Here is a 16,781-nt window from a genome sequence, read left to right on the forward strand (position 1 = left end):
TCGCGGCATAGGTCTGCACGCGCGTGTTACAGCATCGCCACATACGGGACTGAGGATTACGCAAGCCGCACGGTCAACCGCCCGAACGTTGCGCAAGATGCCTCACCGAGGCCCCATTACGACCGTGGCAGATATGGCGAAAACCGTGGCAGAAGCCAAATGAAACAGCGCCTGACCAGGGATTTTATGAGCGGAGACGGAGGGATTTGAACCCTCGGTACCCGTTAGGGTACTCCACCTTAGCAGGGTGGTGCACTAGGCCGAACTATGCGACGTCTCCCAAGCGCGACGATGCACGCTCGGTACCAGCATACCCGGACGATCCACGCGTCAGTTCGCGCGAGAGCAGGTGTAGTCCGCGGCGGTCTGCCCGAGCACGCCCGTGAGGACCTCGGCACCGGCGTCGGCGGGGGCGGACGGGGCCGCCGGCATCGAGGGAGCGGCGGTGGCCGACGGGGTGGCGGGCGCCGGGGCATCCACCGCATCGGACGGCGCGGATGATGCCTGCACGGGCGCGTTCGGGTTGAGCGTCGACCCGACGCCGGTGTTGCCCTCGAGCGTGAAGGAGTCGTCGGCTGCGATGCGGGCGAACAGGGCGTCGGCCTGGTCGGTGATCGGCGCCACCTTGCCGGCGTAGACGCCGCCCTCTTCGGTGGTTCCCGGGTACTGCACGAAGGTGATGCGTTCCAGCGGGATGTCCTTGAGCACGAGGGCCATCGACACCATCGTGTTGAGGGGCGCGAGGTAGCTCGAGAGCTGCATGTTGGATGTCGCGGCCTGCGCCAGCCCATACAGCTTCGTGATGTCGGTCAGGGTGCTGTCGCTCTTGATGGTGCGCACGAGCGACGACAAGAAGACCTGCTGCGAACTGATGCGCCCGAGGTCGCTGCCGTCGCCGACGCCGTGCCTGGTGCGCAGGAAGTTGAGGGCGTCCTGGCCGGCGAGCGTGTATTCCCCCGCCTCGTCGCGGCGGAATCCCGAGTACCGGTCGTCGATCGGCCCGTCGATGCAGACGGGCACCCCGCCGACCGCGGTGCTCATGTGGATGACGCCGCTGAACGTGATCAACCCGGCATACGGAATATCGAGCCCGGTGAGCTGCTCGACCGTGAGCACGGTGCACGCGAGGCCCCCGTAGCCCAGCGTCGTGTTGATGGCCTGCGCGCTGATCGCGGGGTAGCTGCCGGAGCCGTCTTCCATCGGGCACGCGGGGATGGGCACCACGAGGTCGCGGGGAATGCTGACCGCGACGGCAGACGTGTGGTCGTCGGAGACGTGCACGAGCATCGTGACGTCGTTGAGCTCCGCTTCGCGGTCGGGGCAGCCCCCCTCGACATCGCACACGTCGCTGCCGACGACGAGGAGGTTGAACCCGCCCTCGAACGATCCGAGCGCCGGCGCATCGGGGATGACCTCGTCGGGCATGCCCTCCCCCGCGAGCGCGACGGTGTCGATGTTCGTCGCGAGTTGCGCCACGGCGATACTCCCGACGGCGAGGCAGCTGATGAGCACGACGACGGTGGCGACGGAGAGCACGCGCAGTACGGCCAGGAATGCGTTGGGGCGGCGCAGCCGACCGTGGCGCGCGATGCTGCGGCGCTTGCCGACCTGCGAACGCAGTCGGCGAATCGCGCGGTCACCGCGGCGTCGCCGGATTGCCCGATCACCCAACGGCTGCCCCTTCACGCGTAAGCCGACCACGGATCGGGCGCGAGACGCGCCCGATCACGAGTGGCGGAGGGCGTGGGATTCGAACCCACGAGACATTTCTGCCCACCAGTTTTCAAGACTGGCTCCATCGGCCGCTCGGACAGCCCTCCATCGTCCCCCTCGGGGATACTAGCGGACGATCATGCCGCGCTTGTTACAGCGTTCGAAGGATGCTCGCAACCCCGTCGTCGAGGTCGGTGCCGGTTCGTTCGTTCGCGGCGGCGACCACATCGGCGGGCGCCTGGCCCATCGCGATGCCCCTGCCCTCCACCGATGCCCACTCGAGCATGTCGATGTCATTGCGGCCGTCGCCGATGGCGATGACACGCGATCGCGGAATGCGGAGGTCTGCGCGCACGCGTTCCATGGCGGTCGCCTTGTTCACGCCGTCGGGCGCGATATCGAGCCAGGCCGTCCAGCCGACGTTGTAACTCACCTTGTGCAGGCCCATCGATTCGACGATGGAGAGGAACTCCTCCATGTCGTGTTCGGGCGAGATCACGACGACGCGCGTCGCCTCGTGCTGCAGCAGCTGCTCGAACGGCACCTGCTCGCTCTGCGCGCCGAGCGCGGAATCCGGGAAGAAGCCCGAGTAGCGGTAGAGGCCGGTCTCGTCTTCGACGGCGTAGCTCGCCTGCGCGAGCTTCGACTGGATGGTCGTGAGCACCTGCGACGGGTTGAAGCTCTCGACGAAGTGCCTGGTGTACCCGGTGGGCGCGCCGGGATTGCGCTTCAGGGTGATCGCGCCGTTGGAGCAGACGAGGTAGCGGGGCGTGATGCCCAGCCGGTCGAGTACCGGCAGCGTCATCGAGACGGAACGGCCGGTCGAAAGCATCACCTCGTGGCCGAGCTGCGGCATCCGGGCAACCTGCTCGAGAACGGCATCGCTGATGACGCCGTCTTCCCGCATGACCGTGCCGTCGATGTCGAGCGCGATGAGCAGCGACGCGTCGGTGAACTCCATCAGGCGACCGGCTCGAGGATCTCGAGTCCGCCGAGGTAGGGGCGCAGGGCCTCCGGCACGACGACCGAACCGTCTTCGCGCTGGTGGGTCTCGAGGATGGCGACGATCCACCGCGTGGTGGCGAGCGTTCCGTTGAGGGTCGACACCGGCGCGGTCTTGCCCGACTCGGTGCGGTAGCGGATGTCGAGGCGGCGGGCCTGGTAGGTGGTGCAGTTGCTGGTGCTGGTCAGCTCGCGGTAGGCGTCTTGCGTGGGCACCCAGGCCTCGACGTCGTACTTGCGGGCGGCGCTCGATCCGAGGTCACCCGCCGCGGTATCGATCACCCGGTAGCTCAGGCCGAGATCTCGCAGCATGCCCTCCTGTTGTGCGAGTAAACGTTCGTGCTCGGCCTCGGCGTCGGCCGGCAGCACGTAGCTGAACATCTCGAGTTTGTTGAACTGGTGCACCCTGATGATGCCGCGGGTGTCCTTGCCCGCCGAGCCCGCCTCGCGGCGATAGCAGGTCGACCAGCCGGCGTAACGGATCGGGCCGGCCTCGAGGTCGAGGATCTCGTCGGAGTGGTAACCGGCGAGCGCGACCTCGCTCGTGCCGGTGAGGTAGAGGTCGTCGTCGGCGAGGTGGTAGACCTCGTCGGCGTGCTCGCCGAGAAAGCCGGTGCCGCGCATGATCTCGGGCTTGACGAGCGTCGGGGTGATGAGGGGGATGAACCCGGCGGCGATGGCGCGGTCGAGACCCATGTTCATGATGGCGATCTCGAGGCGCGCGCCGATGCCGGAGAGGAAGGAGAACCGGGCCCCGGAGACCTTCGCGCCGCGCGACATGTCGATGGCGCCGAGCAGTTCACCGAGCTCGAGGTGGTCGCGCGGAGTGAAGTCGAACGTCGGGCGATCGCCGACCGTCTTGATGAGCACGAAGTCGTCTTCGCCGCCCGCCGGCACGCCGTCGAGGATCGGGTTGCCGATGCTGCCGACGATGCGGTGGAACTCGGCCTCGGCGTCGGAGGCTGCGGCACTGGCCGCCTTGACCTCGGCCGCGAGGCTCTGCGCCTGCGCGACGAGCGCCTTCTTCTCGTCCTTCGGGGCGGCCGCGACCTGCTTGCCGAACTGGTTCTGGCTCGCACGCAACTGTTCGAAGGCGGCGATGGCATCGCGGCGCGAGACCTCGGCCGCGACCGCCTCGTCGACGAGGGCGACAGAGTCGCCACGCGCCTCCTGCGAGCGCCGTACCAGGTCGGGATTGTCTCGGAGAAGCTGCGGGTCGATCACGCTCCAACCTTACTTCGGGCGTGGGATACGGTTTACGCGTGCCTAACGACCAGAACGACACGCCCGACGACCCAACCCGCGCCGAGGCCCGTGCCGCTGAGAAAGTCCAGGCCCAGGCGGACAAGATCGCCGACAAGACCACTGAGCGCACCGATGCCCAGATCGCCGATCGGGCCACTGGCGACCGCATCGCTGCAATCGTCTACAACCCCATCAAGGTCAGGATCGACCTGCTACGGGCCGCCGTCGAGGCGGCGGAGAAGACGGCCGGCTGGCGCGAAACGCTGTGGTTCGAGACGTCAGAAGAAGACCCCGGCCAGAAGGTGACCCTCGAGGCGCTCACGAACGATGTCGACGTCGTCATGGTGGCCGGCGGCGACGGCACCGTACGCGCCGCAGCCGAGGCACTGCGCGGCAGCGGGGTTCCCATCGGGCTCATTCCCTCCGGCACCGGGAACCTGCTCGCCCGCAACCTGCACCTCACCCTCGACAGCCTCGACGAGGCGGTCAGCACCGCGTTCGCCGGCAAGGATCGCCCCATCGACCTCGGGGTCATCGAGGTGCGACGCGCGGACTCCAGCCGGGACAAGTTCGTGTTCCTCGTGATGGCGGGCCTCGGGCTCGACGCGCAGATGATCGCCAACACCGACCCCGAGCTGAAGAAGCGGGTCGGCTGGTTCGCCTACGTCGACGCTATCCGCAAGGCCCTCCGCAGCAGCAAGAACATGAGCATCCGCTACAATCTCGATGGGCAGGGCAACCGCAACGCCCGAGTGCACACCGTGCTCATCGGCAACTGCGGGTCGCTGCCCGGCAACATCCTGCTGCTGCCCGATGCGGCCGTCGACGACGGCGTGTTCGACATCGTCGCGCTCCGCCCCGAGGGCTTCTTCGGCTGGATCCAGGTCTGGGTCAAGATCGTGTGGGAGAACGGCGTGCTGCGCCGCAGCTCGGTCGGCCGCAAGATCGTGGGCATGACCAAGGAGGTGCGCACGCTGCGCTACCTCAAGGGCAAGGAACTGCTCATGCGCCTCGACGAGGAAGAGGAGTTCGAGCTCGACGGGGACTCCTTCGGCAAGGCGATCGCCTTCCGCGTCGTCGTCGACCCGCTCGCCCTCGTCGTGAAGGTGCCCGTCGAGTCCTGAGTCGGTAGCGCGCGCTACTGCGGTTCGCCGGCGATCAGGGCACGCAACCAGTCGCGCGCCTCGATGAATGCCTCGTCGCCGTAGCGCCCGGTCACCTCGATGGCCTGGTGGTCGGCACGGGGATACGACCCGAGAAACGTCACGCGCGGGCTGAACCTCTTGAGCCCGAGCAGCGCGTCGGCGACCCGCTCGTCGAGGATGTGCCCGTCGAGGTCGATGACGAACCGGTAGCGACCCATCGCATCGCCGATCGGCCGTGACTCGAGCAGGCTCATGTTGACGCCGCGGGTAGCGAACTGCTCGAGCATCTCAAGCAGCGCCCCCGCGCGGTCGTCGGGGAGCTCCGCGATCAGGCTCGTCTTGTCGGCACCGGTGGCGGGCGGCGTGGGTGCGGTGCGGCTGACGAGCACGAACCGCGTGACCGCATTCGGGTTGTCGCCGATGTTCTCGGCCAGCACCACGAGGTCGTGGTGCGCAGTGATCGTGGGGGGCGCGACGGCCGCATCCGCCGAGTCGTCGATGAAGAGGGATGCTGCGGCCGCGACATTCGACGTGGCCGGAATGTGCCCGTGGCTCGGGAGCGCGCGGTCGAGCCACTTGTGGCACTGCGCGTAGGCCACCGGGTGCGCATTGACCACGCGTACGTCGTCGATCGACGTTCCGGGCCTGGCGACGAGCACGAAGTTGACCGGCACGAGGTACTCGCCGACGATGCGCAGCCCGGGGATCGTCGCGAGCGCATCCTGCGTCGCCGACACCCCGCCCTCGATCGAGTTCTCTATCGCGATCATGGCGGCGACGCTGCGGCCGGTGACCACGTCGTCGAGCGCCTCACCGACGTTGTTGACCGATCGCCACTGCTGGCCGTCGGCCTCCGGCACCTGCGCGAGGGCGGCCTCGGTGAAGGTTCCCGCCGGACCCAGGAAGCTGTACGTGCGAGTCTCTTCGGGCATGCCTGCGAGCCTAGCGTTCGGGCGAATGCGCGATCCGCCGCGCGGGGGCACCGCTCCGCACCGGGCGGGGTGACCAAAACGGGCGGAGGGGTGCGGGCGATGCCCCCACCCTGAAAGACTGAGCGAATGAACGATCGCGCAGGGAAGCCAGCCCAGGAATCCGACCTCATCGACGTACACGAGGTGGTCGCCGCCTATTACTCGGGGATCCCCGACGTGACGAACCCCGACCAGAAGGTCGCGTTCGGAACCTCCGGCCACCGTGGCTCGTCGCTCGACACCGCATTCAACGAGACGCACATCGCCGCGATCACGCAGGCGATCGTCGAGTACCGGGCGGAGCAGGGCACCACCGGTCCGCTGTTCATCGGTCGCGACACCCACGCGCTCTCGCGGCCGGCCGAGACGACGGCGCTCGAGGTGCTGGTGGCCAACGGGGTGCGCGTGCTCGTCGACGAGTACGACGACTTCGTACCCACCCCGGCGCTGAGCCACGCGATCATCGCCTACAACGCGACCTCCGCCGACTATGACACGGCAGACGGCATCATCATCACCCCGTCGCACAACCCGCCCCGCGACGGCGGATTCAAGTACAACCCCCCGCACGGCGGCCCCGCCGACAGCGACGCGACGGGCTGGATCGCGAACCGCGCCAACGAGCTCATCGCGAACGGCAACCGCGATGTGAAGCGCGCGGAGCCGAGCGGCGTGGAGACCTACGATTTTCGCGGGCGCTACGTGGGGGACCTGGCATCCATCATCGACTTCGATGCCATTCGGGCGGCCGGCCTGCACGTGGGGGCAGACCCGCTCGGCGGCGCCGCCGTGCACTACTGGAAGCTCATCGCCGAGACCTACGACATCGACCTGACCGTGGCGAACCCGGTCGTCGACCCGACCTGGTCGTTCATGACCCTCGACTGGGACGGCAAGATCCGCATGGACCCGTCGTCGCAGTCGGCGATGGCGTCGGTGCTCGCGCACAAGGACGACTACGACCTGCTGACCGGCAACGACGCCGACGCCGACCGGCACGGCATCGTGACGCCCGACGGCGGCCTGATGAACCCCAACCACTTTCTGGCCGTCGCGATCCAGTACCTCTATACGCACCGGGCAGAGTGGCCGGTGGATGCCGCGATCGGCAAGACCCTCGTATCGAGCACGATGATCGACCGCGTGGCCCAGTCGCTCGGGCGAACGCTGTGGGAAGTGCCCGTGGGCTTCAAATGGTTCGTGCCGGGGTTGATCGACGGGTCGGTCGCGTTCGGCGGCGAGGAATCGGCCGGCGCGAGCTTTCTGCGCAAGGACGGCACGGTGTGGACCACCGACAAGGACGGCATCATCCTCGCGCTCCTCGCTTTCGAAATCCTGGCCGTGACGGGCAAGACGCCGTCGCAGCTCTACGCCGAGCTGACCGAGCAATTCGGCTCTCCCGTCTACGAGCGCGTCGACGCCGTCGCGACCAAGGACCAGAAGGCCGCGCTCGGCAAGCTCGACGGTGACGCGATCACCGCGACCGAGCTGGCGGGCGACGCGATCATCGCGCGGCTGAGCACCGCCCCGGGCAACGGCGCGGCGGTCGGCGGAGTCAAGGTCGTCACCGAGCACGCCTGGTTCGCGGCCCGCCCGAGCGGAACCGAAGACGTCTACAAGATCTATGCCGAGTCGTTCCGCGGTGCGGAGCACCTGAAGCAGGTGCAGGCGGAGGCGAAAGAGATCGTCGACGCGGCGCTCGGCGGGTAGCGCGGCACTAACGCCGAAAGCCCGGTGACCTGCCGGTCCGCCCGCCGCTCCCGCTACCCCGCGTAGCCGGGGGCGGCGGGCAGGCCGAAGAACTCCTCCAGGGTGCGGATGCCGCGCTCGTGCAGCTCGGTCGAGAGCTCGGTTCCCACGTACCGAAAGTGCCACGGCTCGAACATGTACCCGGTGACGGGCACCTTGTCGGCCGGGTAGCGCAGGATGAACCCGAAGCGCCAGGCGTTCTGCGCGAGCCAGCTGCCCTGCGGGGTGTCGGCGAAGCACGCCGCGAGTATGCACGACGACCCGGCGCTGATATCGGCGGCGAGCCCGGTCTGGTGCTCACTGTGCCCGGGCCTGGCGCTCTGCGCATCCGCCGACGCCTGCCCCTCGCGGGCGACGTAGCCGTTGTACACGCCGACCTGCGTGTCGTACGAGCGGTAGGCGCTCTGCAGCCGCATGCCGCCCGCTCCCTCTGCCGCCGCCGCGGCGAACATCGCGACGAGCGCGTCGCCGGCGGGTGCGCGCAGTGGTTGCCCGTTCGCGTTCTCGACCGAGGGGTAGGCCAGGTCGGGGGGCACGAAGCCGGCGGGGTTCATCGGCCGCAGCTTGTTGGCCACGACCCAGAGGCTCGCGGGGTCGTCGATCGAGCGCTGCCCGGAGTCGAAACCGGCCGGCGCCGGCGGGGCGGGGGCCGGCTCGGGCGGGGGGGCCGGCTCGGGTGCCGCGTCGGTGGGAGATGCGGAAGGCGAGGCGGGCGGATCCGATGGCGTGGGCTCGGGGGCCGACGGCGAGGCAGACGCAGACGAAGAAGGCGACCCCGTGGCATCCACCGCGGTCAGGGGCCCCGGCGACGCGCAGCCCGCGAGGGCGACGCACAGTCCGACAACGATCGCGGCCGGGAGGGTTCGCCTCCCTGCTCTCTGCGACATGGGCAGAATCCTAGCCGTGGATGCTTGCGCAACTGCATTTCGCGGGTATAACTTTGCACTCCGCGCAATCTTGAGCCGCCGGTGGCCCGTCGCCCCGGCGGTTTCGTGCGTCCGGGAGACGCAGCCCCGCCTGCACGAGGCGCGTCACCGCCACAGAACCATCCCAGCAGAACGAGGAACCATGGCCCGCGCCGGATCGAACCCCCGCAAGCGCTCGTCATCACCGGCCGGAGCGGCTGCGCCGACGGCGATTCCCGCCCCCGGCGGCGTCATGACCCAGCGGCAGATCCTGCTCGTGATCTACGGGCTGATGGCGGGCATGTTCCTGTCGGCGCTCGACCAGACCATCGTCAACACGTCGATCCGCACCATCGCCGACGACCTTGACGGCCTCAGCGAACAGGCGTGGGTCACCACCGCCTACCTGATCGTCTCGACCATCTCGACGCCGATCTACGGCAAGCTCTCCGACATCTTCGGCAGGCGTCCGCTGTTCATCATCGCCATCTCGATCTTTCTCGTCGGCTCGCTCGCCTCGGGATTCGCGACCTCGATGTACGGGCTGGCGGGCTTTCGCGCCATCCAGGGCCTGGGTGCCGGCGGCCTGATGGCGCTGCCGCTCGCGATCATGGGCGACATGCTCGCCCCGCGGGAACGCGCCAAGTACCAGGGCTACTTTCTCTCGGTGTTCGGCATCTCGAGCGTGATCGGCCCCCTGGTCGGCGGCCTGCTGGCAGGCACGCCCTTCATCCTCGGCATCACCGGGTGGCGATGGGTGTTCCTCATCAACCTGCCCATCGGCATCATCGCGCTGCTGATGGTGCTGCGTTTCCTGCACCTACCGGCGCGCAGCGCCCACCGCAGCGTGCGCATCGACTGGTGGGGTGCGACGACCGTCATCGTCGGTCTCGTTCCCCTGCTGCTGATCGCCGAGCAGGGCCGCGAGTGGGGCTGGAACTCGCCCATCTCCATGGCCTGCTACGCGGTCGGTGCCGTCGGCATCGTCGCGTTCGTACTGGTCGAGCGCCACATGGGTGCCGATGCCCTCATTCCACTGTCGCTGTTCCGCAGCCCCACGTTCTCCATGGCGACCGTGCTGGGCGTGCTCGTCGGCTTCGGGATGTTCGGCGCACTCTCGACCATTCCGCTGTACCTCCAGCTCGTGCTCGGCTCGACGCCGACCGAGAGCGGATACCAGATCCTCCCGCTGATCCTCGGCCTGATGATCTCGTCGATCGCGAGCGGGCAGCTCATCTCGCGCACCGGCAGGTACCGCATCTTTCCGATCATGGGCACCGGCCTGATGTCGGCGGGGTTCTTCGTATTCACCTTCATCGAGGCAGACACTCCCCTGTGGTTCCTCATGATCGGCATGCTCCTGGTCGGGCTCGGCCTCGGCCAGCTGCTGCAGACCCTCACCATTGCGAGCCAGAACTCGGTCGGCCCCCGCGACATCGGCGTCGCCACCTCGTCGTCGACCTTCTTCCGCCAGATCGGCGGCACGCTCGGCGTCGCCGTCATCTTCTCGGTGCTGTTCACGCGCCTGCCGAGTGCGCTCACCGCGGCGTTCGACGACTCGAGCATCCAGGCGGGTATCGCCGCGGCGACCGACCCGACCACCGAGGCCGGCCAGCGCATCCTCGCCGACCCGGCCAACGCGCAGATCCTCGGCATCCTGCAGGATCCATCGACCATCGGCACCGCGCTCGACGGAGACACCTCGTTCCTGAACACCTCGGATCCCGCCCTCGCGGCTCCCTTCCTCGCCGGATTCGCGGATGCCGCGGTCACCTGCTTCTGGGTGGCACTGGGCGTCGTGCTGCTGGCCTTCGTGCTCAGCTTCTTTCTCAAGGCGACGCCGTTGCGCCAGAAGTCTGCGCTGCAGGAGGTCGCCGACGCAGACGCGGCACTGCTCGCCCAGCACGCTGCGGACTCGACCGGCGTCGTGTCGGGCCCTGGCCTCGCGTCGGACACCCGGCCCATCGCCGTCGTACCCGATGCGTCGGCTGGCGGCAGCCCGACCGCTCCGCGCGGATAGCCCAATAGAGCCGGATACGGGTCGAATTCCCGACATTTTGGGAGCGCTCCCAAAAAAGTCTTGACACTCCGCGGCATGCGATGTCACTCTGGTTCCGCAATCGTGAGAGCGCTCCCACAACATTCCGGGAGCGCTCCCAGGCCTGCCCCATCCATGCACACAAAGGAGTGACCGTGAGAATCTCACGACGCAAAAAATCGGCCGTCCTGGCCGGAGCAGCAGCATTCGCCCTGATCGCCACGGGATGCTCGTCGGGAGGTGGTGGCGGTGACTCGGCAGACGACGGCACCACCCTCACGGTCACGACGTTCAATGCCATGGGATTCGAGGACCTCTATACCGAGTACGAAGAGGCCAACCCCGGTATCACCATCGAGGCGAACAACATCGACACCGGTGGCAACGCCCGAACCGACGCGTTCACCAAGATCGCGGCCGGCTCCGGCCTCGCCGACGTCACGGCGATCGAGGAGGGCTGGCTCGGATCGATCATGGAGGTCAGCGACCAGTTCGTCGACCTCACGGAATACGGCATCGAAGACCGGGCGGGCGACTGGGTCGACTGGAAGTACGAGCAGGCGACCGACCCAGATGGACGCGTGATCGGCTACGGAACCGACATCGGCCCCGAGGGCATGTGCTTCAACGGACCGGCGCTGGAAGCCGCCGGAATCCCCAGCGACCGCGAAGGCTTCGCGGCGTACCTGGGCGGCGCCGACGCAACGTGGGAGAAGTTCTTCGATGTGGGACGCGAGTACCAGGAGGCAACGGGCAAGGCCTGGTATGACCAGTCCGGATTCGTCTGGAACGCCATGGTCAACCAGCTCGACGAGGGCTACTACACCGCAGACGGTGAACTGAACGTCGAGGGCAACGCCGAACTCGAGGAGCGCTGGACCTGGCTCACCGACGCCGCCGCAGACGGACTCTCGGCCGCCGAGGCTGAATGGGACTGGAACACCGGAAAGTCCTTCACCGACCAGACCTTCGCGACCTTCGTGTGCCCCGGATGGATGCTGGCAAACCTCAAGGGCAGCCTCGAGGCCGGAGGCGGAGACGCATCCACCGGATGGGACTTCGCTGACGTCTTCCCCGGCGGCCCGGCGAACTGGGGTGGCGCGTTCCTCGCGGTGCCCGAGACCTCCGAGCACCCCGAAGAAGCCGCGGCCCTCGCGTCGTGGCTGACCGAGCCGGAGCAGCAGGTCAAGGCCTTCGAAGCCGCCGGCACCTTCCCCAGCACGATCGCGGCACAGGAAGAGCTCGCCTCGGCGGGAGCAACCGACCCGATCCTGAACGACGCTCCCACCGGCGCCATCCTCGCGGAGCGCGCCATCGGAGTGACCGCCCAGTTCAAGGGACCGGACGACTCGCTCATCCAGGAGAACGTCTTCGGCCCGCCGCTCGACAAGATCGACCGCGGCGAGGCGACCGCTGACGAGGCGTGGCAGGAAGCGCTGACCCTGCTCGACGAGCTGGTCGGCTAGCACCACCGCCCCCGGGGCTCCCCGGCCGCACTCGTGCAGCCGGGGAGCCCCACCCCAGGCACCAGATCTCGCCATCAACACCGACCGACCGACCGCCTCAACGAGGAGACACCCATGACATCGACCATCAGTCGCCCGCCGACTACGGGCGACTCCCCCGCGTCGCCGCGGGCGAGCGAGACGCTCACCTTCCGTCAGAGAGTGAGCCGCTTCGACGTTCGGGCCTCTCCCTATCTCTACATCGCCCCGTTCTTCGTGCTCTTCGCGATCACCGGACTCTTTCCCCTCGTCTACACCTTCGTGGTGTCGCTGCACGACTGGGAACTGCTGGCCGGCCAGGGCGACTTCGTCGGTATCGCGAACTTTCAGGAAGTGCTCGGCGACCGGTTCTTCTGGAACTCCATCCGCAACACCCTCAGCATCTTTCTGCTGAGTACCGTGCCCCAGCTGGCATTCGCGCTCATCCTCGCGGCCATCCTCGACCAGGCGCTCAAGGCCAAGACGTTCTGGCGCATGAGCATCCTGCTCCCCTACGTCGTCACCCCGGTCGCCGTCGCGCTCATCTTCTCCAGCATGTTCAACGAGACCTCCGGCCTGTTCAACAACCTGCTCGGCGCGGTCGGCATCGACCCCGTGCAGTGGAAGCACGACGTTCTCGCGAGCCACGTCGCCATCGCCACCATGGTCAACTGGCGGTGGACGGGCTACAACGCGCTCATCCTGCTCGCCGCGATGCAGGCGGTGCCCCGTGACCTGCACGAATCGGCGGCCATCGACGGCGCGGGTGCAGTGCGACGGTTCTTCTCGATCACGGTGCCCAGCATCCGTCCCACCCTCGTCTTCGTGGTCATCACCATGACCATGGGCGGGCTGCAGATCTTCGCCGAACCGCGACTGTTCGACGTGTCGAACGCGGGAGGCATCGGCGGCTCGGACCGGCAGTTCCAGACCACCGTTCTCTACCTGTGGGAGATGGCCTTCTTCCGCCAGGACTTCGGCAAGGCCTCCGCCATCGCCTGGCTGCTGTTCCTGCTCATCGTGGGAATCGGGCTGATCAACTTCATGATCTCGAAACGCATCGCCACCGCCGAGAACCGGCACATCAAGGCCTCCACCGCCAAGAAACTCTCAGGACGACGCTCATGACATCTCAATTGCAGGCCGCCCCCCTCGCCCCAGAAGGTACCGACCGCGCACCGCGGGAACCCCGACGCCGCCGTGCCTTCGCTGGCATCGGCACCCGCCCGGGCTTTCTCGCCTACGGACTGCTCAGCGCATTCCTGCTGGGCTCCGCCTACCCTCTCTGGTGGTCGTTCGTCGTCGGCAGCGGCACCAACGCGACCCGCGGCGAGACCCTCCCCCTCATCCCCGGCGGCAACTTCTTCGCCAACGCGGCACTGGTGCTCGATGCCGTTCCGTTCTGGCTCGCCCTAGGCAACAGCATCATCGTCTCCGGCGTCATCACGATCTCGGTGGTGACCTTCTCCACCCTCGCCGGGTACGCGTTCGCCAAGCTGAAGTTCAAGGGCCGCGACAAGCTGATGATCTTCGTGATCGCGACCATGGCCATCCCCACCCAGCTCGGCATCATCCCCCTGTTCATCCTGATGCGCCAGCTCGGCTGGACCGGCGAACTCGGTGCGGTCATCGTGCCGACGCTGGTCACCGCGTTCGGGGTGTTCTTCATGCGGCAGTACCTGGTCGACGTCATTCCCGACGAGCTGCTCGAAGCCGCGCGCGTGGACGGGGCCAACCAGATCCGCACGTTCCTCAACGTCGCCGTGCCCGCTGCCCGCCCGGCGATGGCGATCCTCGGGCTGTTCACCTTCATGGCAGCGTGGACCGACTATCTCTGGCCGCTCATCGTGCTCAACCCCACCAACCCGACGCTGCAGACCGCGCTCAGCCAGCTGCAGTCCGGCTACTACGTCGACTACTCCATCGTGCTGACAGGGGCGGTTCTCGCGACCCTCCCACTGCTCGTACTATTCATCGTGGCTGGCAAGCAGCTCATCTCCGGAATCATGCAGGGAGCGGTCAAAGGATGACTCAGATATTCGACCAGGCGCAGACGCTGTCGCAGGGTGCGGCGGAACGCGAATTCCCCCCGAACTTCCTCTTCGGCGTGGCGACGGCGGCCTACCAGATCGAGGGCGCCGCCCACAGCGACGGCCGCACCGACTCGATCTGGGATGCCTTCAGCCGCATTCCCGGGGCAGTCGTCGGCGGCGAGAACGGCGACGTGGCGTGCGACCACTACGCGCGCTACCCCGACGACGTGAAGCTGATGGCCGACCTCGGCGTGCAGACCTACCGCTTCTCCACCTCGTGGTCGAGGGTTCGCCCCGACGGCGGTCCGGTGAACGCGCAGGGACTGTCGTTCTACTCCCGGCTCGTCGACCAGCTGCTCGAGAACGGCATCAAGCCGTGGCTGACGCTCTACCACTGGGACCTGCCGCAGGCGCTCGAGCAGACCGGCGGTTGGGCGAACCGCGACACCGCCTACCGGTTCGCCGAGTACGCGGCATCCGTCCACGACGTTCTCGGTGACCGGGTCGACGCCTGGACTACCCTGAACGAGCCGTGGTGCTCGGCATTCGTCGGGTACATCAGCGGCGAGCACGCTCCCGGCGTGCAGGACCCGGCAACCGGCCTCGCGGCGGCACACCACCTGCTGCTCGGCCACGGTCTCACCGTCGGTGAGCTGCGCAGGCGGGACCCCGCGCTGGAGCTGGGCATCACGCTCAACCTCACCGTCGCTGACCCGGTCGATGGCAGCGACGAGCGGGACATCGACGCCGCCCGCCGCATCGACGGCCAGTTCAATCGGGTATTCCTCGACCCGATCTTTCGCGGCACCTACCCGGAGGACGTGCTCGCCGATGTCGCGCACCTCGATTTCGAGAAGCACATCCACGCCGGCGACCTCGACGTCATCTCGGCCCCGATCGACGTGCTGGGCGTCAACTACTACCACGGTGATGCGGTGAGCGGAACGTCGTCGCCCTCGGAGATCACCACTGCCGCGCCATCCATCCGGCCGCTCCGGTCGCCGTTCCCGGCCGCCGAGAACGCCCACACCCACCCGCGCGGACTGCCGACCACGGCCATGGGCTGGGAGGTGCAGCCGGAGGGGCTGACCCGCCTGCTGCACCGCATCGCCGACGAGTACGCCCGGCCAGCCGGAGTCTCGCTCTACGTCACCGAGAACGGCGCCGCCTACAACGACGTCGTGGAGGACGACGGCATTGTGCACGACGCCGACCGCGTGTCGTTCCTGCAGCAGCACCTCGCTGCCGTACTCGATGCCATCGACGGCGGCGTCGAGGTCAAGGGCTACTTCTACTGGTCGCTCATGGACAACTTCGAATGGGCGTGGGGATACGACAAGCGCTTCGGGCTGGTTCGCGTCGACTACGAGACCCAGGAACGCACCCTCAAGCACAGTGCCATGGAGTATCGCAGGATCATCGCCGCCCGGTCGTTGTAGCAGCCATCGCTAGGCTTCACCAATGACGATCGACCAGGCCCGGCGGGCCGCGCCCACCCTCGAGGCCGTGGCCGCGGCCGCCGGTGTCTCCCGCTCCACGGTGTCGAGGGTCGTGAACGGCGGCGCCCAGGTGAAGCCCGACGTCGTGGCATCCGTCAATGCCGCCATCGAGAGCCTGGGCTACATTCCCAACCGCGCTGCCCGCTCGCTCGCTCGGCGGCGCAGCATGGCCATCGCGCTGGTCGTGCCAGAGGAGACCACCCGGTTCTTCGGCGACCCCTACTTCGCCGAGATCGTGCGCGGCATCACCACCGCGCTCGACGACAGCGAGTACGTGCTGGTGCTGCAGCTCGCGAGTGCCTCGGGACCGTCGGCGAACTCCATCCGGTACCTGCTCGGCGGCAACGTCGACGGCGCACTGGTGGTGTCGCACCACTCCAGTGACACCTCGCTCACCCGGCTCGGGGCATCGTTGCCCGTCGTGTTCAACGGGCGTCCGCTGGCGCCCACCGACCCGCCGAGCTACTTCGTCGACGTCGACAACGCCGCGGGAGCCGAAGCCGCGACCGACCACCTGATCTCGCTGGGCCGACGGCGCATCGCGATCATCGCCGGCCCCGAAGACATGCCCCCCGGCATCGACCGCACCACCGGGTGGCGGCGCGCCCTGCAGCGGGCGTCGCTCACCACCGACCTCATCGTGCACGGCGACTTCTCGCAGGCCGGCGGGGCGACCGCGATGCGTCAGTTGCTCGCCGCCGACCCGTCGATCGACGGGGTGTTCGCCGCCAGCGACCTGATGGCGTCTGGCGCGATGTCGGTGCTGCGCGACCGGGGCATCGGCATTCCCCACGAGGTGGCCGTGGTCGGCTTCGACGACAGCCGCGCCGCGACATCGGGAAGCATCCAGCTCACCACCGTGCACCAGCCGTCCGCCCTGGCCGGCGAGACGATGGCGAAGATGCTGATCGCCCTGCTGCGGGGCGAGCAGGTGGAGCACGAACGCATCCTGCCGACGCGGCTCGTGGTGCGCGACTCAGCCTGAGAGCCGCGCACC

General features: G+C 68.0%; 13 protein-coding genes and 2 tRNA genes. 8 read left to right on the forward strand and 7 right to left on the reverse strand.

Going from position 1 to position 16,781, the window contains the following annotated elements:
- Positions 1 to 191: 191 nt before the first annotated feature.
- From G5S38_RS07395 to serS, 5 genes are all read right to left on the reverse strand, one after another.
- Positions 192 to 280: transfer RNA gene (locus G5S38_RS07395), tRNA-Ser, on the reverse strand.
- A 50-nt stretch (positions 281 to 330) separates the two neighbouring features.
- A complete protein-coding gene (locus G5S38_RS07400; RefSeq protein WP_165066647.1) occupies positions 331 to 1,671 on the reverse strand; it encodes an LCP family protein in 1,341 nt (446 codons plus the stop codon).
- 61 nt (positions 1,672 to 1,732) lie between these two features.
- Positions 1,733 to 1,820, reverse strand: a tRNA-Ser gene (locus G5S38_RS07405).
- Between the two features lie 44 nt (positions 1,821 to 1,864).
- Positions 1,865 to 2,674, reverse strand: coding sequence for an HAD family hydrolase (locus G5S38_RS07410; RefSeq protein ID WP_165066649.1), 810 nt, complete (start codon positions 2,672 to 2,674; stop codon positions 1,865 to 1,867).
- Complete coding sequence (gene serS / locus G5S38_RS07415) at positions 2,674 to 3,939, reverse strand: serine--tRNA ligase (RefSeq protein ID WP_165066652.1); 1,266 nt, start codon at positions 3,937 to 3,939, stop codon at positions 2,674 to 2,676. The genes G5S38_RS07410 and serS overlap by 1 nt, the downstream gene beginning before the upstream one ends.
- A 38-nt stretch (positions 3,940 to 3,977) precedes the next feature.
- On the opposite strand from serS, the gene G5S38_RS07420 reads away from it, so the two are divergent.
- Positions 3,978 to 5,084: a diacylglycerol/lipid kinase family protein gene (locus G5S38_RS07420; protein WP_235928954.1), complete on the forward strand. Its 1,107-nt coding sequence runs from the start codon at positions 3,978 to 3,980 to the stop codon at positions 5,082 to 5,084.
- A 14-nt stretch (positions 5,085 to 5,098) separates the two neighbouring features.
- Here G5S38_RS07420 and pheA read toward each other — a convergent pair whose 3' ends face one another.
- Positions 5,099 to 6,037 (reverse strand): prephenate dehydratase, encoded by a 939-nt coding sequence (gene pheA, locus G5S38_RS07425; RefSeq protein ID WP_165066655.1) that lies wholly within the window; start codon positions 6,035 to 6,037, stop codon positions 5,099 to 5,101.
- Between the two features lie 126 nt (positions 6,038 to 6,163).
- On the opposite strand from pheA, the gene pgm reads away from it, so the two are divergent.
- A complete protein-coding gene (gene pgm / locus G5S38_RS07430; RefSeq protein WP_165066658.1) occupies positions 6,164 to 7,786 on the forward strand; it encodes a phosphoglucomutase (alpha-D-glucose-1,6-bisphosphate-dependent) in 1,623 nt (540 codons plus the stop codon).
- A 53-nt stretch (positions 7,787 to 7,839) separates the two neighbouring features.
- Here pgm and G5S38_RS07435 read toward each other — a convergent pair whose 3' ends face one another.
- Positions 7,840 to 8,712, reverse strand: coding sequence for a M15 family metallopeptidase (locus G5S38_RS07435; protein WP_165066661.1), 873 nt, complete (start codon positions 8,710 to 8,712; stop codon positions 7,840 to 7,842).
- A gap of 181 nt (positions 8,713 to 8,893) precedes the next feature.
- Between G5S38_RS07435 and G5S38_RS07440 the strand changes: the two genes are divergently transcribed.
- From G5S38_RS07440 to G5S38_RS07465, 6 genes are all read left to right on the forward strand, one after another.
- Positions 8,894 to 10,750 carry an MDR family MFS transporter gene (locus tag G5S38_RS07440; RefSeq protein WP_165066664.1) on the forward strand — a complete coding sequence of 619 codons (1,857 nt, stop codon included), beginning with the start codon at positions 8,894 to 8,896 and terminating at the stop codon, positions 10,748 to 10,750.
- A gap of 173 nt (positions 10,751 to 10,923) precedes the next feature.
- Positions 10,924 to 12,234 carry an ABC transporter substrate-binding protein gene (locus G5S38_RS07445; protein ID WP_201276616.1) on the forward strand — a complete coding sequence of 437 codons (1,311 nt, stop codon included), beginning with the start codon at positions 10,924 to 10,926 and terminating at the stop codon, positions 12,232 to 12,234.
- Between the two features lie 114 nt (positions 12,235 to 12,348).
- The gene (locus G5S38_RS07450) at positions 12,349 to 13,380 is read left to right on the forward strand and encodes a carbohydrate ABC transporter permease (RefSeq protein WP_165066670.1); all 1,032 of its coding nucleotides are present in this window, start codon (positions 12,349 to 12,351) and stop codon (positions 13,378 to 13,380) included.
- Positions 13,377 to 14,282: a carbohydrate ABC transporter permease gene (locus tag G5S38_RS07455; protein WP_165066673.1), complete on the forward strand. Its 906-nt coding sequence runs from the start codon at positions 13,377 to 13,379 to the stop codon at positions 14,280 to 14,282. Before G5S38_RS07450 ends, G5S38_RS07455 begins: the two co-directional genes overlap by 4 nt.
- Positions 14,279 to 15,724 carry a GH1 family beta-glucosidase gene (locus tag G5S38_RS07460; protein WP_165066676.1) on the forward strand — a complete coding sequence of 482 codons (1,446 nt, stop codon included), beginning with the start codon at positions 14,279 to 14,281 and terminating at the stop codon, positions 15,722 to 15,724. The genes G5S38_RS07455 and G5S38_RS07460 overlap by 4 nt, the downstream gene beginning before the upstream one ends.
- Positions 15,725 to 15,746: 22 nt before the next feature.
- Positions 15,747 to 16,769, forward strand: coding sequence for a LacI family DNA-binding transcriptional regulator (locus tag G5S38_RS07465; RefSeq protein WP_165066679.1), 1,023 nt, complete (start codon positions 15,747 to 15,749; stop codon positions 16,767 to 16,769).
- Positions 16,770 to 16,781 lie beyond the last annotated feature (12 nt).

The organism is Marisediminicola senii (genome assembly GCF_011057645.1).
Taxonomy (GTDB): Bacteria; Actinomycetota; Actinomycetes; order Actinomycetales; family Microbacteriaceae; genus Marisediminicola; species Marisediminicola senii.

Excerpts from the sequence above, each read along its gene's own strand:
- G5S38_RS07455 (WP_165066673.1), top strand. The coding sequence starts at position 13,377 with ATGACATCTCAATTGCAGGCCGCCCCCCTCGCCCCAGAAGGTACCGAC.
- pgm (WP_165066658.1), top strand. The coding sequence starts at position 6,164 with ATGAACGATCGCGCAGGGAAGCCAGCCCAGGAATCCGACCTCATCGAC.
- G5S38_RS07410 (WP_165066649.1), bottom strand. The coding sequence starts at position 2,674 with ATGGAGTTCACCGACGCGTCGCTGCTCATCGCGCTCGACATCGACGGC.
- G5S38_RS07440 (WP_165066664.1), top strand. The coding sequence starts at position 8,894 with ATGGCCCGCGCCGGATCGAACCCCCGCAAGCGCTCGTCATCACCGGCC.
- G5S38_RS07465 (WP_165066679.1), top strand. The coding sequence starts at position 15,747 with ATGACGATCGACCAGGCCCGGCGGGCCGCGCCCACCCTCGAGGCCGTG.
- G5S38_RS07460 (WP_165066676.1), top strand. The coding sequence starts at position 14,279 with ATGACTCAGATATTCGACCAGGCGCAGACGCTGTCGCAGGGTGCGGCG.
- G5S38_RS07435 (WP_165066661.1), bottom strand. The coding sequence starts at position 8,712 with ATGTCGCAGAGAGCAGGGAGGCGAACCCTCCCGGCCGCGATCGTTGTC.
- G5S38_RS07450 (WP_165066670.1), top strand. The coding sequence starts at position 12,349 with ATGACATCGACCATCAGTCGCCCGCCGACTACGGGCGACTCCCCCGCG.
- pheA (WP_165066655.1), bottom strand. The coding sequence starts at position 6,037 with ATGCCCGAAGAGACTCGCACGTACAGCTTCCTGGGTCCGGCGGGAACC.